At 67.1% G+C, this 18942-nt stretch carries 4 protein-coding genes; 3 read left to right on the forward strand and 1 reads right to left on the reverse strand.

Annotation, left to right across the window (positions count from 1 at the left end; genetic code table 11):
* Positions 1-22 precede the first annotated feature (22 nt).
* Entirely contained in the window at positions 23-469 is a 447-nt protein-coding gene (locus ACP7BZ_RS11415) for a hypothetical protein (RefSeq protein WP_426113157.1), read from the forward strand.
* A gap of 44 nt (positions 470-513) precedes the next feature.
* Here ACP7BZ_RS11415 and ACP7BZ_RS11420 read toward each other — a convergent pair whose 3' ends face one another.
* The gene (locus ACP7BZ_RS11420) at positions 514-2529 is read right to left on the reverse strand and encodes a sensor histidine kinase (protein WP_426113159.1); all 2016 of its coding nucleotides are present in this window, start codon (positions 2527-2529) and stop codon (positions 514-516) included.
* A 60-nt stretch (positions 2530-2589) separates the two neighbouring features.
* On the opposite strand from ACP7BZ_RS11420, the gene ACP7BZ_RS11425 reads away from it, so the two are divergent.
* Positions 2590-3276, forward strand: coding sequence for a LuxR C-terminal-related transcriptional regulator (locus ACP7BZ_RS11425; protein ID WP_426113161.1), 687 nt, complete (start codon positions 2590-2592; stop codon positions 3274-3276).
* Positions 3277-3565: 289 nt separating this feature from the next.
* Positions 3566-18942, forward strand: a 15377-nt coding sequence (locus tag ACP7BZ_RS11430; RefSeq protein WP_426113163.1) for a filamentous hemagglutinin N-terminal domain-containing protein, incomplete at its 3' end; no start/stop codon positions are given.

The following is an 18942-nucleotide window of genomic DNA, read 5'->3' on the forward strand; positions in this document are numbered from 1 at the left end:
GCAGGTTTAACCAGGGGATGCCATGACTGTGGAACTGATTTTCGAGAGCCGGTCGAGCGTCCAGGTGTTGCGCCAGGATGGTGCTGCTGAGAGCGAGCCGGTGATTTCCCTGCAGTTGCAGCTGACGGGCGGGCCGCGCATTTATACCTCGGCGTCGAGATTGCTCAACAATGTGGCCTGGAGCATGAAAATTTTCCGCCACAGCGGCACCAATCATCCGCCGGGGTGGTTGCGCTACGTCGGCGACGCCAAGCAGGCGCGCTGTGCCATCGACGTCCACCAGTCGCCCGAGCGCTACGCCGCCCTGCTCGACATGTTCCGCGGTGGCCATGTGTCGGAAATGACGGTGATGGTCGAAGGACTGAACGACCAGCCCGATTACAGCAAGCGCTGGGACACGGCGGCGAACCCCAGCCTGACCGTGCAGTCGATCTGTTTCGAGTTTCCCCTGCCGCAGAGCGATGCCTGATGGATACCTGAGCGCTACCTGAGGGCCACCCAGGTCAGCCACCACTACGGCGCAACTGGCGGCAAGCCGGCAAAGCGCAAATAAATCCCCGTGCCCGGCGCGCAGGCGCGCAGCTCGAAGCTGGCACGCATCAGCGCGGCGCGCTGGCGCATGCCGCCCAGGCCCAGCCCGCGGGCGCAGGGCAGCGCGGCATCGTCCGCCGCCGCCATGCCGCAGCCGTTGTCGCACAGTTCGATGACCACCACGCCGTCCTCGATGGCCGAGCGAAAACGCACCTTGCTGGCGCCGGCGTGCTTGACGATATTGGTAAATCCTTCTTGCAGCAGGCGCAGCAGGTGCAGGCGGGCAGCATCGCCGGGCAGGAAATCGGCGGGCAGGCTGTCGGCCTGCCATTCCAGCTCGATGCCCTGCGATTCAAGCACCGGGGCGACGCGCCAGCGCAGCGAGCCCAGCAGGGTGGAGACAGGGTCGTCATCGCCATCGATGGCCGGTTCGGCCGACAGCACGTCGAGCACGCCGCGCAGTTCGTGCAGGGCGCCGTCGACCAGCCCGGCGATGTGACTCTGGCCCATCGCCCGCCCGCTTTTGAGCAGGGCGCTGACCGACACCAGGTGCGAGCCGACGCCGTCGTGCATGTCGCGGGCGATGCGGCGGCGTTCTTCCAGCACCACCAGGCGCTCGCCCTGGGCTTTTAATACGGCGAAGTCGGCGGCGATGCGCTCGGCCTGGTGCGCTACCGTGAGCCGCAGCGTTTCGGCGGCCACCATCTCGCTGCGGGCGTAGCCCACCAGGCGCTCGAACAGCAGCGCGCCGAAGGCCAGCGACAGCATCGGCATCGACAGGATCGATAGCGAGCCGCTGCTGTACGGGGCGGCGCCGGCCCAGCGCATGATGTCGAGCACATTCGACACCATCACGAAGACGATGGCGGCGGCCAGCACGGCGCCGGAAATGGTGGGTGTGCGCAGCGCATGGCGCACCAGCTGGGCGAGGAAATACGGCAGCGCCAGGATCAGCAGCAGCGCCACCATGGTCAGCCAGCGCGCCCACTGTTGCGGCGCCAGTGCCAGCAACAGCGCCAGCGCGGCGCCATAGCCGAGCACGATGGTGCGCTCGAGGCGGGGCCGGCGCAGCTGGGCGATGCGCAGGCAAAACAGCATCATCGGCGGCACGAAGGCGGTACGGCTGGCGATGAACAGCAGCGTCCAGTGTTGCTCGCCCAGGCCCAGTGACAGCCCGCGCGAGAGCGCCAGCTGGGCCACCCACAGCATCGCCATCAGGGCGAAGCAGGCGGCGGCGGCATCGCCAAACAGCAGCGCCGTCAGCACACCGGCCAGCCCCATCATGCCGATCAACAGGCCCGAACCGAGGATGCGCGCTTCGCGCTGCTCGGCCAGGGTGGCGCACGCCGTGCGGATCAGGGGGCCATCGCCGATCCAGATTTCAGACAGGCCGGGCGCCAGCGCCGGCAGCGCGCGCAGGCGCACGTCGAGCTGGTGCGGGCCGGCTGCCAGGTCCGGTGGCAGGGCGATGAATTGCGGCCGGCTCCAGTCGTTCATGACGTTGCCGCCACCGGCGGTGGCGATCAGCTGCTTGCCATCGATCCACACCGAGGCGCTCGACGACCAGCGCGGCACGCAGGCAGCGGCCGCCACCGCGCCTGGCACCGGCGCGGCGATCTGCACCGTCATGCGGTACCAGTTGATGGTCGGCTGCGCCAGCGTCTTGGCCAGCAGGTGCGGCAGCGCCACGGCGAGGCCGCGCTGCGCCATGACGGTGGCGTCGGGCGGCGTGATGGCAACGCTGCCGGCGGCGCCGTCAGCGCCCGCATCGAACCAGCGCGCCGCGCGCACCACGCTGGCGCTGCCGCCGATGCCATTGGCGTAAGCGGCCGGCCCGCCGATCTCGTAGCTGTCGACCAGCGCCGCCAGCGCGGCCAGCAGCAGCAGCAGCAGAAGCACCAGCGCGGCAATCCAGCCGCGTCGTGCTGTGGCGCCGGCGCCAGTCGTTGCGGCAGGCAAGGGCAGGGGCGCCGGGCGGGAGGTTTCTTGCAATGACATGCCGGGCCTGTTATAAGTTCGTCATCCAGCTGTTCAATTTTGCTCTGACAACCCCAGACTATGCCACAAGCCCCGCCCCACCTCTTGCTGGTGGAAGATGACGCCCATTTCGCCGCCTGGGTGCTGCACGCCTTGCAGGCGCACTTTCCGGCCGCCCGCCTGCACCATGCAGCGACCTGCGCGCAGGCGCGGGCGGCACTCGAGGGCGGCGCGCTGGCGCCACTGCGGCTGGCCATCGTCGACCTCAACCTGCCCGATGGTAGCGGCGTCGACGTCATCGGCGCGGTGGCCGACAGCATGCCAGGCACGCCGATCCTGGTGATCACCGCCGTCGAGGAGCCGGCCGTTGCGCTGGCGGCGATCCGCGCTGGCGCCGCCGGTTACATCGTCAAGGCCACCATGGATGCCGATCTGGTGCGCACGGTCGGGCAAGTGCTGGCCGGCGGCTCGCCCATCACCCCCGCCATCGCGCGCCTGCTGCTGCTCGAATTTCAGCAGCAGGGGCTGGCCGCCGCCGCTGCGGCCAGCGCCGCCGCAGACGGCCGCCTGAAGCTGGCCGACAAGCTGCTCGAAAAGCTGACCGAGCGTGAAACCGATGTGCTGCGCCTGCTGGCGCGTGGCTACGGCAACAAGGAAATCGCCGCCAAACTCGGTTTTAGCGCCAACACCGCCGACACCCACGTGCGCAGTATTTATCTCAAGCTCAGTGTCAATTCACGGGCCCAGCTGCGCAGCATGCTGGCGTAACGTTTTCCGCCCCCGCCCCCGCCCCCGCCTGGTTCTGCACCGCGCCATCGGCCGGTGTGAGCGTTTGACAATGTGAGCGGCTGCCGGCGGCGCAGTTGCGCACGTTTATCGACGTCTTCACACAGCACTGCACAGTCTGGCAGTGCACGCCTCCCGTGTTTTACGTGGTGTCGTGTGGCAACTATTGGTCTACATTGCACAGTGGCAACCTCCACCATTGAACGAGTCAATTGTTACATGGCCGGGCCGGAAGCCGTTTCCATCTTCCCAAGAATACCGAAAGCCACTGATGAGCGCACACGCAAGCATGAACCGTATTTTCCGTCTGGTCTGGAACGAAACCGTGCAGGCGTGGGTGGCGGTCTCGGAAAAAGCCAGGGCGCGCGGCAAACGCAGCGCCAGTGCGCTTGCGCTGGTGGCGCCGTTGATGGCGACGGCCGCCCTGCTGCCGCCGGCGCAGGCCGGGCCGCCGCTGCCGCAGCAGCTGCCAACCGGCGGCTTGGTGACGGCCGGTACGGCGGCGATCGTGGCGTCGGCCGATCCGGCCAGTGCGGTGCTCAATATCAATCAAACCACCCAGCGTGCGTCGATCAGTTGGGAAACATTCAATCTTGGCAGTGCGGCGCAGGTCAATTTTAATCAGCCGGGCAGCAATTCCGCCACCCTCAACCGTGTGCTCGACAGTAATCCTAGCCAGATCATGGGCAAGATCACGGCGAATGGCCAGGTGTTCCTGAGCAATCCGAATGGTGTCTACTTCGGCAAGACGGCCTCGGTCGATGTGGGCGCGCTGACCGCCACCACCCACACCATCAGCGACGCCGACTTCATGGCCGGCAAGACCACCTTCACCCGCAACGGCGCCGGCGGCAGCGTCGTCAACGAAGGCACGCTGCGCGCGGCGCTGGGCGGCTACATCGCCCTGCTGGCAGCGGAAGTGCGGAACGAAGGCGTGATCATCGCCCGTTTGGGCAGCGTGGCCATGGCCGCAGGCGAAACCTTCACCCTCAACATCGAAGGCAGCGGCTCGCTGGCCGGCATCAGCGTGACCGCTTCGGCCATTCGCGGCCTGGTGGAAAACCGCGGCGCCGTGCTGGCGCCCGGTGGCTATATCGTGCTGTCGGCGCGCTCGCTCGACCGCCTGCAGGGTGCGGTGGTAAAAAACACGGGGCGCCTGGAAGCGACCGGCCTGGCGATGAAGGGCGGACGGATCGTGCTCGAAGCGGGTGACAGAATTGAAAATAGCGGCGTCATCAGTGCCAACGGTGGCGCCGACGGCAGTCCCGCCGGCAGCATCAGTCTGACTGCGCCTGCCATCGTCAACAGTGGCAGCATCAGCGCCGCTGGCGCGGCGGCGGCGCTGCCCGCCGGCGCCGGCGGCAGCATCGCCCTGCACGCGCAGGGCATCGTGCAGACGGCGGGCGCCAGCATCGACGTTAGCGGCACCGGCGCCGGCGGCGGCACGGTGGCGCTGCAAGCGAGCGGCGACGTCAGCGTCAGCGGCAGCGTAGCAGCCGACGGCGGCAGCGGGCAGGGCGGCAGCGTGGCCGTCACAGCCGGCCACAACGTCACCCTGCAGGATGCCAGCCTCACCGTCAGCGGTGACGCCGGCGGCGGCGCCATCAGCGTCGCCGGCGGCGGCCAGGCGCCCGGTCTGCCGCCGGCACCGAATGACCGGCCAACGGTGGCGCTGCTGGGCGCGACCCAGCTGCGCAGTTCCAGCCGCCGCGGCAAGGGTGGCAGCATCAGCCTGAGCGCCGATCGGGTCGGCCTGTTCGGCGACAGCGCGCTCGACGCCAGCGGCGCCAGCGGCGGCGGCGCCGTGCGCGTGGGCGGTGGCCTGCATGGCGCCGACGCGGGCATCGCCAACGCCAGCCAGGTCAGCGTCGGCAGCCACGCCAGTATCGATGCCAGCGCCACCGAAGTCGGCGCCGGCGGCACGGTGGTGGTGTGGGCCGATGGCCAGAGCGCTTTCCACGGCAGCATTGCCGCCCGCGGCGGCGCCGGCGGTGGTGACGGCGGCCAGGTCGAAGTGTCGGGCAAGGGCAATTTGCTGTTCGCCGGCACGGTCGACGCCAGCGCGGCGGCCGGCAAGGGCGGCAAGGCCGGCAGCCTGCTGCTCGACCCCTTGAACCTGACCATCGATGCGGCCAGCGGCGCCCCCGCCGCGCTCGCCGACGTCAACGAATTTACGGACAATCCGGGCGCCGACAGCACCATCACGCCAGCGACCATCACCGCGCAAACCAACCTTGGCACCAAGGTCGTGCTGCAGGCGAATAACGATATCGTCGTGAACGCGTCGATTGTCTCGGACAACCCGAGCGGCACTGGCGGCGAGCTGGTGTTTAACGCCGGCCACAGCATCACCCTCAACGGCTCGGTGATTTCCGATGGCGGCGCCATCACCTTCACCGTCAACGACAGCGGCGCCAACGGCGCACTGCGTGACAGCAGTCCGGCCAGCTTTACCAACTACGGCTTGATCGATGCGCGCGGCGGCGCCGTGTCGATCAGCATGGACAGCGGCGGCGTGTCGGGCGCCATCAGCGCCGGCCAGGTCACCGCCGGCAGCTATGTCATTGCCCACCACGGCAGCAGCGGTTCCGCCGCCAGCGGGCGCATCGACCTCGGTGGCACCACCATCAGCGGCAACATGACGATCACCTCGAGCCAGCCGCGCGATATCGTCAACCTGTTCGGTAACGTCGTCGCCCAGGACCTCACCACCATCAATGTGGGCACGGGCGATGTCACCATCAACCGCAGCACCAGCGACTTCAATACGATCAACGTGGTTGCCGGCAATGTCAGCATTGCCGACAACAATGCGCTGCTCATCAGCGGCCACACCGCCGGTTCGCTGACGGTGGCCACCCGCGGCCCGATCGCCAACAGCGCCGCCCTGCTGGTCGACGGCGCCGCCTCGTTCACTGCCGTCAGCGGGGGCTTTAGCAACAGCGATCCCTACATCAATCTGGGCAATGCCGGCAATGATTTCCAGGGCGCCGTCACCCTCAGTATCAACAGCGGCGGCCAGCTCAACACGGGTGGCTACGCCATCATCACCGATGCCAATGCCCTGACGATTGCCAGCGCCAACATCAACAAGGGTTTGACGGTCAGTGCCGCCAACGCCATCAGTACCGGTAGCATGGTGGTCGGTAACGACTTGAACATGACCAGCAGCACGTCCGGCGCCATCAGCCTCGGCGACGTCACCACCAGCAGCGGCAGCGCCAACGTCAGCGGCAAGGGCGCCATCAGCGTGGCCAGCGCCACCATCCACGGCAGCCTGAGTTTGAGCGGCCAGGGCGCGGTCGCTCTCGGCACCGGCGGCAGCCTCGCCATCGATGGCAACCTGACGGTCAATACGGTTGGCGCCATTGCTGGCAGCAATAATATTATTGTCGGCAGCTATACCCAGCTCACCGCCGGCGCCGGCAACGACATCACGCTCGACTCGGCAGGCAATAATTTCAACCGCGTGCAGATAGTCTCGGCTAAAAATGCCACCCTGGTCGACAGCAACGCCATCATGTTCGGTCGCGATGACGCCACTTACCGCAGCACCATTGCCGGCAACCTGGCGGTCACCGCCGGCGGCAGCATTGCCAGTTACCGCAACAATGAAGATGTCGCCCCGCTGTCGGTCGGCGGCACCGCCACCTTCACGGTGACGGCCGCCAACAGCGACCTGCTGCTCGGCCCCAACCTCGACACCTACATCAGCAACAACGGCTACCAGGGTCCCGCCAACAGTTTCTCAGGCACCGTCACCACCGCCACCAGCGGCGCCGGCAGCTTCCGCGATGTCTCGTTGCGCAACACCAGTGCGGCAGCGGGCTTGATCACCGGCTTGACCAATGGCTTGAACAACGTCGTCTTTTATTACGACAATGCGAGCTCGCTGACGCTGCCGGCGCTGACCGTCAACGGCAATCTGCTGGTGCAAGTGCCGCAGGGCAGCATCAGCCAGAGCGGGGCGCTGGTGGTCAACAACAGCGCCGACGCCAAGGGCCAGAGCACCTTCGGCACCTCGGCCGGCGGCGACATCACCCTCACCAATGCCGGCAACGATTTCAATCACATCGAAATTAACCGCGCGCGCGACGTCAGCATCGTCGACGTCAACACAATCGACCTGTATTCGAACCAGTCTTACTTCAACGTCAGCCGCAACTTCACGGTGACGGCCGGTGGCAGCATCAGCGACAGTTCGATCGGCAACAACACCGGCTATTACATGAACATCGGCAGCGCCGGCAGCGGGGTGGCCAGTTTCAGCGTGCCGGCCGGCAGCGATGTGATTCTCGACAACGGTCAAAATGCCTGGCAAACGGTGACCTTGCTGGCGGGCCGCAATTTCACGCTCAATCCCCGCAATAATGTGGTGCTCGGCAACGTCAATGCCACCGGCACGGTGTCGCTGTCCTCGGGCTTTGGCGGCAGTTTGACCCAGTTGCCAGCGACCGCCGTGCTGGCCGACCCTGCCAGCACCACCACCTTCGGCAATTTCTATAACGGCATCAACCTGCCGCAGAGCGGCAACGTGCTGGGCAACCTGGCGATCAGCAACGCCGGTGACGTCAGCATCCGCGAAAACGACGCCGTCACCCAGGCAGCGCCCTGGAACTTTAACGGTACCAATGGCGGCAACGCCTCGACCCGCCGCGCGGTGACCATCGCCACCTCGAACGAGCAGGCGATTGCCCTCGACCAGGTCGGCAATGTGTTCGGCGACCTCACCATTACCCAGTACAACGCCGGCGCCACCAGCTTCGGCGCCGTCACCGTGCGCGAAACGGCGGACAGCTACTACGGCATGAGCCAGGGCAGCGCCTGGACCGTGCATGGCGCCACCACCGTCGACGGCGGCGCCTATTCGGTCATCCTGAACAATGTGGGCAACAGTTTCGGTCCCCTGCAGGTGCTCGCTGCCTCCGGCCTGACCAACAGCCTGCCGAGCAGCGTGATCGTGTACGCCAGGGCCAATGGCAGTGGCGACGCCATCAGCGACGTTGGCGCCGCCGGCGCCTGGTCGGCCGGCAACCTCGCTGGCAACAGTGTCAAGCTGCTGGCCTTTGACAGCAGCGGCGTCTCCGGCGCCGGCAACATCACCCTGGCCAATCCGGCCAACCTGCTGGGCGACCTGTACGTGCGCGCGGCCGCCGTCAGCATCACCGAGGCGGGCAGCATCACCGACGGCGCCGCCCTCGGGCCATGGAACAGCGCCGGCGACATCGGCTGGAACACCAGCGGCATCACCAGCCTGAACGTGGTCAACCCGACCGGCAAGTCAATCAGCTTCGCCAACCTCAGCAACAAGCTGGGTGCCCTCAATCTGTCCACCAGCGGCGCCGCCGGCACCTTGAGCAGCGTGCTATTGACCGACAATGCCGACCTGACCCAGGCCTCGGCCTGGCTGCTGGGCAGCGCGCCGGTGACGCTGGACGCCCGCACCAACCGCATCATCCTGACCAACAGCAATGTGCTTGGCCTGGTGGCAGTCAATTCCAGCAATGGCACGCCCGCTTCGCTGGCGCTGACGGAAAACGATGCGATCGAACAGGGCAGCCTGTGGAACCTGCCGGGCGCCACCGTCAAGCTGGTTGCCGAGAACGCCAAGGATGTGCGCCTGGGCGGCTTTGATAACGTGCTCGGCAATGTAGCCATCAGCGGCGCCAACGTGGCGCTGCGCGAAAACGCCAACATCGTCCAGGATGGCAGCAGCGCCGGCGACTGGCACACCACCGGCACCACCGCGCTGTCGATCGCCGCCGGTCACAACCACAACTACCTGATCAACCTGCGCAACGCCGGCAATACCTTCGGCGCCCTGTCGCTGCTGGGCGTGGCCGATGGCGCCAGCTATGCCGAATCGGCAGCGATCGCTGCCACCGGCAACATCACCCAGGCCAGCCCGTGGCGCCTGCAACTGAGCGGTGCCGGCGTCGACACCGTCTATACCCCCGTCACCCTCAATGCCAGCGGCGACGTGCTGCTGACCCAGCCGGACAACCAGATCGGCCGCCTGACCATCAGCGCGCAAAACGCCACCATCGTCGCCAACAAGAGCATCGATGACGCCGGCATCGGCTGGCGCGTGCCCGGCGTCACCACGCTGACGGCGCGCAATTCGGCCAGCCCGACCGCCCGCTACGACATCAGCCTGGTCTACGCTGACAACGACTTCGGCGCCGTCACCGTCGTCGCCGGTAACAACGTCAAGATCACCGACAAGAACGCCATCGACATCGCCGGCGCAGCGGTCGATCCCGTCACCGGCCTGTTGACCATCACTGCCGGTAGCGCCATCACCCAGTCGGCGCCCCTGAGCGGCAACGGCATCCTGCTGTCGGGTACCGGTTCGGCCAGCCTGAACGGTCCCAACAATTACATCGACAATGTGGCCGCCAACTTCACCGGCGGCGACTTGGTCTACACCGGCGCCGGCGATTATGCCGTCTCATCGAGTTCCGTCATCAGCATCGGCGCCCATAAAGTGTCGCTGACCTCGACCGGCGGCGCCGTCTCGCAGCTGCTGCGCGTCTCGGCCAGCAGCGCGGCGCTGGAAGTGAACTCGCATACCGCCCTGAGCGTGCCCAACACGGTCAGCATCGCCGGCGCCCAGACCTACACCAGCGATGGCGGCATCACCCTGTCGGGCTCGATGACCAGCACCGCCGCCGGCGCCATCACCTTTAACAGCCCGGTGACGCTGGGCGCGGCCATGCAGATCAATAACACCAGCGCCGGTACCTCGACGCCGGTGATTTTTAACAGCACGGTGGCCGGCGCTGGTTACACGCTGGGCATCAACACGCGCGGCGCGGTCGATTTTTACGATACCGTCAGCAATGTCGGCGCTGCCGGCACCACCACCTTGCTGCTGCAGGGCAGCGGCGCCACCACCTTCCACAAGACGCTCTCGACCAACGACGGCATCAGCGTGGCCGGCCCGCTGGTGTTGCAGGACAATGTCATCCTGGGCCATGGCGCCCAGGCGTCGATCTTTGGCGGCGCCGTCACCCTCGGCAAACTCGGTGGCATGAACATCAGCGGCTACAACAACCTGTCCTTCAATGGCGGCCTGCAGCTGCAATCGGGCGCCAGCACCATCACTTCGCACGACAGCACCATCACGCTCGCCGGTGCGGTCAGCGGCCCGTATGCGCTCACGCTCGACGCCGGCGCGCAAAACATCATCGGCATCAGCAATATCGGCGCCGACATCAGCAGCCTGAATGCCACTGCCGGCACCATCATCGTGCCGGGCAGTTTCAGTATCGCCGGCCCGCAAACCTACAACGCCACCAGCATCACCGTCGGCGGCACCCTGGCCAGTACGGCGCCGGGGGCGATCACGTTTAACAGCCCGCTGACCCTGGCGGCCGCCTCGACCATCAACACGGTCAATTCCGACATCGTCTTTGGCGGCATCGTCAACGGCAGCTACAAGCTCAGCGCCAACGCTGGCAGCGGCAGCGTCGCCTTCAATGGCGCCGTCGGTCATATCGCCCGGCTCGGCACGACCAGCGGCGCCGCGCTCGACATCAACGCCGCCGCCGTCCATTTTGGCAGCACCCTGGAAACCAACAGCGGCATCAACCTGAACGGGGCCAGCAGTTTTGCCGGCGACGTCAGCCTGGGTGACGGCAGCAGTGGCAGCACCCTGGCCGGCCGCGCCACCATGGGCGGCATCACCTTCAGCGGCTACGATGGCGTCGCCTTCAATGGCGGCCTGAGCCTGACGGGCGATACCACGGTGCGCTCGAATGGCAGCTTGACCGCGTTCGGCGCCGGCGTCGACGGCGCCCATGCGCTGACCGTCAACGCCCTGGCCACGCCGGCCGGTAATGCTGGCAGTGTCAGCGGTCTCGAGTATCTCGATGCGGCGCTGACCGGCCTGACGGTCAATGCCTATACCCTGGCGCTGCCGCAGGCGGGGTTCGCGGTGTCCGGTCCGATGCAGTTCACGGCGGCCGGTGGCATCACCGTCAACGGCAATGTCGGCAACACCAGCAGTACCGGCCAGATCGATTTCAACAGCCCGCTCACCCTGGCCACCGGGCCGGCCCGCATCGCCAGCCACGATGGCATCATCAACTTTGCCGACACCGTCAGCGGCGCGCAAAACCTGACCGTCAATGGCGGCAGTGGCGCCGTCAATTTCAGCAAGACCGTCAGCAATATCGGCAGTGGCGTTGGCGCCGCCGTCACGCTCGCTGGCAGCGGCGTGACCACTTTCGCTGCCGCCCTGTCGGCCAACTCGGGGCTGCTCGCTTCGGGTGGCGGCAACCTGGTGCTGCAAAACGATGCCAGCTTCGCCAGCGGCGACGTCAGTAGCGGCTTCGGTTCCGACTTTGGCACTGGTACCCTGACGGTGGGCCGCAGCGGCGCCACCAGCACCCTGTCGGGCTATCGCGGCCTGACCTTCCGCGGTGCCGTCGTCCTCACCGGTGGCGCCGTCGCCATCAATTCGCACGACAGCGACATCAATGTGCAGGGCGGCCTGAACGGCGCCTACAACCTGGTCGTCAATGCCGGCAGCGGCGCCACCAGCTTTGGCGCGGCGCTCGGCGCCGCCACGCCGGTCGGCAGCGGCGCCGGCTATGCACTCGACCTGCTCTCGAGCGGTGCCACCAGTTTTGCCGCCACCGTGGCCACCGCCTCGGGCATCCGCGCGCAGGGAGCGCTGGCCTTCGGCGGCGATGTCAGCGTCGGCAACGGCAGCGTCGGCTCCACCTTCGCCAGCGCCGTCACTTTGCACGGACCAGCCACCGGCGCGCTGAGCTTTAACGCCCGTAATGGCATCAGCTTTGGCGCTGCCCTCAACCTCGACGGTGGTGCGGCTGCCATCAACAGCAACAATGCGCCGCTCGCTTTCACTGGCGCCATCAATGGCGCCGCAGCGCTGGCCGTCAGCGCCGGCAGCAGCACCGTGGTATTTGGCAGCGCCATCGGCGCCGTCACACCGCTGACCTCGTTTGATGTCAGCGCCGCCAGCATTACCTTGCCCGCGGTCACCACCAGCGGTAACCAGACTTACGCGGCCGGCCTCAATGCGGGCGGCGACATCACCCTCAATGGCAATCTGCGCACGCAGGGAGCGGGTAATCTGAGTGTCTCGGGCGCGACCAGCCTGAGCGGCGACACCCGCATCACCACCGGCGGCTCGATCACCTTCAATACCGCCAAGAGCACCATCGACGGCGCCCATAACCTGGTCATCGAGGCGGGCAGCGGCGGCAATGTCGTGCTGGGAGGCCAGCTCGGTTTGACCACCGCACTGGCCGACATCGGCGTGACTGGCAACAATCTGTCGCTGCCGAACATCAACGCCAGCGGCTTGCAAAGCTACACCGCGCAGCACGACATCACCCTGGTGCAAAGCCGCACGGCCGGCAACGACGTCACCTTCTCGGCTGGCGCCGCCGGCGACGGCAGCGGCGCCCTGATTCTGCCAAGCGGCATTTCGCTCAACGTCACCAACCACGCCTTGAGCATCTCGGCGGCCGACCTGCAAATGAATGGCAGCAGCTCGATCTCGACCGGCTCCGGCCTGCTGACGATTAGCGGCGTCAACAACAACGACATTTATCTGGGAGGCACGCCTGCCGCCGTCGCCGGCCGCATGCATATTTCCGGCGACGAGCTGCAGCGCATCTCGACTTCGGGCGGCTTGCTGCTCTCGACCAGCGGCAGCGGCACCATCAGCGTCGACGGCGTCAGCCAGGCGCAGAGCCAGAACGTTTCCGGCCCGTTGCAGCTGAAAACCGAAGGCAGTGGCGCCATCAATTTTACCAACGCCGCCTCCACCTTCAACGCCATCAGCACCCAGGCTGCCAGCGGCCTGACCAACGTGGGCGTGAACCTGTCGACCACCAACGACGCCATTGATTTCAAGAGCCCGGTGGCAGTGGCGGGCGCTTCCACCATCAACAGTGGCGGCGGTGATATCACCTTCCGCAGCACGGTGGCGGTCGACAATGACCTGACCCTGAGTACCGCCAATGGCGTGCTCAGCTTCGGGGGGGCAGTCGGCAGCAACAAGACTTTGACCCTCAACCTCGGCGGGGGCAGCGTCACCGGTCTCGGCCAGCTGCAAAGTGCATTGACCGGCTTGACCGTCAACAGCAGCTCGGGCATTACCCTGCCGGCGTTCACGATCGCCGGGCCGCAGGTCTATAACACCGGCATCGTTACCACCACCGGCAACCTCGGTGGCGTCGGCATCAGCTTTAACAATCTCGTCGATGTGCAGCCGGCCAGCGGCAGCGCGCTCACCTTCAATGCCGGCAGCGGCGTGCTCAACTTCGGCAACCTGGTCAGTTTCAACGCCAATGCCATCAATCTGACCGCCGATGAAATCAACTTTGCGCGCGCCGTCACCGGTGCCGGCAGCCTGCTGCTGCAACCGGCCAGCGCTGGCCGCAATGTCGCCGTCAATGGCAGCGGCGCGCCGATCACCGGCTTGAACCTGACGGCGGCGGAAATGAGCCTGCTGCCAATTGGCACCCTGACCAGCCTGACCATCGGCAGCGCCAGCGGTAGCGGCAGCCTCGATCTGGCTGGCCCCCTCAGTTTCGCCGCCCGTCCGCTGACCCTCAATGGCGGTGGTGGCATCAGCCAGAGCGCCGCCATTACCTCGGGCGAATTGACCGTGTTCGCCGCCGGCCACCCGATCACGCTGGCCAATGCCGGCAACAACTTCGGCGCCGTTGCCATCCATGGCACGCCGTCGGCCGTCAGCCTGCGCAACACGGGCGACATCGTCCAGCAGGGCAGCAGCGCCTGGAATCTGGGCAGCGCCACTCTGACGCTGAATGCCGGCAGTCATGACATCAGCCTGCTCAATGCCGGCAACACCTTCGGCAGCATGGCCTTGACCGCCCACGCCGTGCGCGCCAATGTCACGGGGGCGGCCGATTTCGCTGCCTCCAGCGTCGACAGCCTGGCGCTGGTCGCCAGCGGCGCCGTCAGCACCAGCGGCAAGCTGGCGGTGACGGGCCTGGCCGACATCGCCACCCGCAATGATGCCGGCGCTGCCATCGTGTTAGACCAGGCCAGTACTGTTGGCAGCATCACGGCGCGTTCGCGCAACGGGGCCGGTACGGCGGTGTCGAGCGGCAATATCGTGCTGGCACCGGGCGCCTCGACCCTGCTGGGCCAGCTGGAAACCACCGGCAACATCACCCTCACTGCCGCCAACGCTACCACCTTGAGCGAAGACGGCGCCAGCGTGCTGCATGCCAGCGGCCTCGAACTGCTGGGCGGCGGCAGCCATCTGCTCAACCTGGGCGACAACGCCTTCCATCACCTGGCCGGCAATACCGGCAATGTCAGCCTGACGGCCAACAGCGACTACGAGATCGGCGTCGTCAACGCCAGCGCTGGCCTGGCTGTCAGCGGCGTCACCACGCTCTCGAGCACGGCGGTGGTGACGCAGTCGCGCCTGCTGACCACGCCTGCCCTTGAACTGCTGGGCACGGGCGGCACCTTCATCCTCGATGATGTCGGCAACAACATCGCCAGCGTGGCCGGCAATACCGGCAGTGTCGCCCTGAGCGCCAGCGGCGGCGTCGACATCGGCACCGTCCACACGGCCGGACTGACCACCACCGGCGACGTCACCCTGCGCAGCAGCGGCACCGTCAGCCAGAGTCAAAAAATCGCTGCCAGCGGCCTCGAGCTGCTGGGCACGGGCGGCAATTTTGTGCTCACCAACAGCGCCAACGCCATCACTACCCTGGCCGGCAATACCGGCAGCGTCGCCGTGCGGGAGAACAGCGGCTTTGACATCGGCAGCGTCGGCGCCAGCAGCGGCCTGCAGGTGAGCGATGCCGTGCGCCTCGATAGCAGCGCCGCCGTCACGGCGTCGCAGGCGCTGACCGCGCCACGGCTGGAACTATCGGGTGTGGGCGGCAACTACACGCTGGAACATGGCGGCAATGCCGTGGGCACGCTCGCTGGCAACACCGGCAGCGTGCGCCTGCTCGACAATGCCGGCCTGAATATCGGCACGGTCGACAGCAACGGCTTGCGCACCAGTGGCACGCTGACGCTGTCGAGCAGCGGCGCCGTCACCCAGTCGAGCCCGCTGCATGCGGCCGGCCTCGAACTGCTGGGCACGGGCGGCAACTTTACGCTGGCCGATCATGCCAACAGCGTCACCACCGTGGCCGGTAACACGGGCAACGTCAGCTTCGCCGCCGGCGCCGGCTTTGTGATCGGCACCGTCAACACGGTGGGCTTGCACACCAGCGCCAAGCTGGTGCTGGGCACCGATGCCAGCGTGACCCAGTCGGCCGCCATCAGCGCTGCCGGTCTCGACCTGCAGGGCGCCAGCGGCCACTACCTGCTGACCGATAGCGGCAACGCCATCGGCACCCTGGCGGGCAATACCGCCAGCGCCAGCGTACTCGACAACAGCGGCCTGGTCGTCGGCAGCGTCGGCGCCAGCCATGGCATCAGCACCTCTGCCAACCTGAGCTTGTCGAGCAGCGCCGCCGTCACCCAGACGGCGCCGATCACGGCTGCCGGCCTTGAACTGCTGGGCGGCGGCAGTGTCGTGCTCAATGATGGCGGCAACCGCATCGACACCCTGGCCGGTCACACGGGCGACGTGCGCGTGACGGTCAACGGTGGCGCCGCCATCGGCAGCGTCAACGGCAGCGTCGGTCTGGCCAGCAGTGGCGACATCCACCTGAGCAGCGATGGCACCGTCACCCAGAGCCAGAAGCTCACCGCCAGCGGCCTCGAGCTGTCCGGTCATGCGTTCGTGCTGGACCACGCCGCCAACAGCGTGCTCACGGTGGCCGGCAGCGCCGATGCGGTGCGCCTCGCGGGTGGCAGTTTTGATATTGGCACGGTGGGCGTGAGCGGCCTGCAGGTGGCCGGCGCGCTGAGCCTGTCGACCAGTGGCAGCGTTAGCCAGTCGCAGCCGATCAGCGCCGCCGGCCTCGAGCTGCTGGGCGCGGGTGGCAATTTTGTACTGACCAATGGCGCCAACGTCTTGCCGGTTTTGGCCGGCAACAGCGGCAATGTCCGCCTCAGCACCGGCGGCGCGCTCGAGATCGGCACAGTCGGCAGCGCCGGCATGCACACCAGCGGCAATCTGCTGCTCAAAACGGGCGGCTTGATCAGCCAGTTGCAGGGGCTCGATGTGGGCGGCGACCTGGGGCTGGAAACCACCCATGCCGCGGGCGACGTCAGCATCGCCAACAGTATCGACAGCGTGCTGGGCGCCACCTCGGTGGGCGGCAACTACCAGCTCAGTGCACCGGGCAAGGCAGTCATCCAGCGCGCCAACAGCGATGTGCAGGTGCGCGATACGCTCAATATCAACGCCGCGTCGCTCGTCATGGGCAGCGCCGGCAACATCGTCGGCGGCAGCACCATCACGCCGACGGTGGCCGAATTGCGCCAGTCCGGCGTTATCGTGCTCGGCAACATCGAGGAGGGCGGCAATTACTCGGTGGTCAGCCTCGCTTCCAACAAGAGCTACAGCCAGGCACCCGTGCATGGCGATGCCATCGTGCTCGCTGATGCCAGCAACCGCATTGGCGGCGCCATCGCCATTAGCACCAGCGGCCCGACCGTCAACGTCGGCGCCGCCGGCCAGACCGGCATCAGCCAGGCGCCCGGCAGCACCATTCACATTGGCGGCACTGCCAGCTTTACGGCCGAGCACAGCAGTGTCAACGGCAGCGGCGCCATCGCCCTCAATAACGCCGGCAACAGTTTCGGCAGCCTGGTCCTCAGCGGCGACAACGTCGCCGTCAGCGTCGCCGGCGCCGCCAGCATCGGCAGCGCGGCCGCCAGCAGCCGCCTGGTGCTCAATGCCAGTGGCGCGCTCAGCCAGAGCGGTCCCGTGGTCACGCCGCAACTGGCAATTACTGCCGGTGGCGCCGTCACCCTGACGCATGCCGACAACGACGTCGCCCAGCTGGCCATCCATGCCGGTGGCGCCATCAGCTACCGCGACAGCAACAGCGTGGCCATTGCCAGTGTGGCCGGGGTGATTGGCCTGCACGCGGGCCCCGCCAGCAGCGCCACACTGGTCGCCGGCGGCGACATCACGCAGGGCTCCGCCATCGACGCCGCCCAGTTTAGCGCCAGCGCCGGTGGCAGCGTCCTGCTCGCGGGCAGCAATGCGATCGACACCCTGGGCGTCATCAGCGCCGCGGGCGCCATCGACGTGAACGACGCCAGTGGCAACCTGCACATTGGTGGCAACCTGGCCTCCAGCGGCGCCACCATCAGCGTGCGCAGCGCCGGCGACCTGGTGCTCGAGAACGGCCGTACCGTCGCCACCAGCGGCAGCGGCAATATCTATCTGGCGGCCGGCAGCGGCGCCAATTTCATCAATGGCTGGAGCGACGTCAGCGTCAATCCGCTGACGGTGGGCAGCGGGCGCTACCTGATTTACTCGAGCAGCAATGTGGCCACCGTGCTGGGCGGGATTCATGCCAACAGTTACCAGGGCGTCACGTTCAGCGACGCCGGTGCCCTCAATATGGCCGGCACCGACAACCGCGTGCTCTACAGCGATGTCGCCACCCTGCGCTTTACCGCCACCAGCCAGAGCCGCGTGTATGGCGCGCTCAACCCGGTGCTCACGTACACCGTCACCGGCCTGCTCACCGGCGACGAGGCCAGCAGCGTCTTTAGCGGCATGCCGGCGCTGAGCACCTTGCTCAACCAGGATAGCCACGTCGGCACCGGCAGCATCACCATCGGCGCTGGCAACCTGGTCTCACTGAAGGGCTATGCCTTCGACTTCGTCAACGGCGTGCTGACCATCGATGCCCGCCCCGTCAGCCTGAGCGGCAGCCGCGTGTACGACGGCAGCGCTGCCGCCGGCGCCGCCATGTTCAGCATGAGCAATCTGTACAACGGCCAGAGCCTGGTGCTGGGCGGCAGCGGCGTTATCGCTGACAAGAATGTCGGCAGCGGCAAGACGGTGGCGATCGGCAGCCTGAGCCTGGCTGACGGCAGTGGCAGCGCCAGCGACTACACCCTGGTCGGCGGCGTGCACAGCGCCGACATCAGCCGCGCCACGGTCACGCTGGCAGCAGGCAAGGTCTACGATGGCAGCACGGCGCTCGCCGGTGCCGTCAGCATCGGCACCGGCGTGGTGGGCGAAACGCTGGCCTACAGCGGCGCGCTCGCCAGCGACGCCAATGTGGCAACCGCTGGCAAATCAATCAGCGCGATCACGCTGGCCGACGCCACCGGCCTGGCCAGCAATTACCAGCTGCCGGCGCTCGACGCGGCCCACGCAGCGTTGACCATCACGGCGAAAACCGTGGCGCTGGCAGCGAGCAAGACCTACGACGGCAGCAGCAGCCTGACGGCTGCGGTGAACATCACCACCGGCGTGGCCGGCGAACTGCTGGCATACAGCGGCGCCGTCGCCAGCGACGCCAATGTGGCCGTCGCCGGCAAGACCATCAGCGCCATCACCCTGCTCGATTCGGCCACCGCCCGCGCCAGCAATTACGCCTTGCCGGCGCTGGCCGCCGCGCCGGTGACGATCAACCCGAAAACGGTGGCGCTTGCCGCCAGCAAGACCTATGACGGCAGCACCAGCCTGGGCGGCGCGGTCAGCATCGACAGCGGCATCATCGGCCAGGCCCTGCTCTACAGCGGCGCCGTGGC

This window comes from Massilia sp. PWRC2 (assembly GCF_049896725.1).
GTDB lineage: Bacteria > Pseudomonadota > Gammaproteobacteria > Burkholderiales > Burkholderiaceae_D > JAFCUW01.

Coding starts and splice junctions, on each gene's coding strand:
- ACP7BZ_RS11425 (WP_426113161.1), top strand. CDS start 2,590: ATGCCACAAGCCCCGCCCCACCTCTTGCTGGTGGAAGATGACGCCCAT.
- ACP7BZ_RS11415 (WP_426113157.1), top strand. CDS start 23: ATGACTGTGGAACTGATTTTCGAGAGCCGGTCGAGCGTCCAGGTGTTG.
- ACP7BZ_RS11420 (WP_426113159.1), bottom strand. CDS start 2,529: ATGTCATTGCAAGAAACCTCCCGCCCGGCGCCCCTGCCCTTGCCTGCC.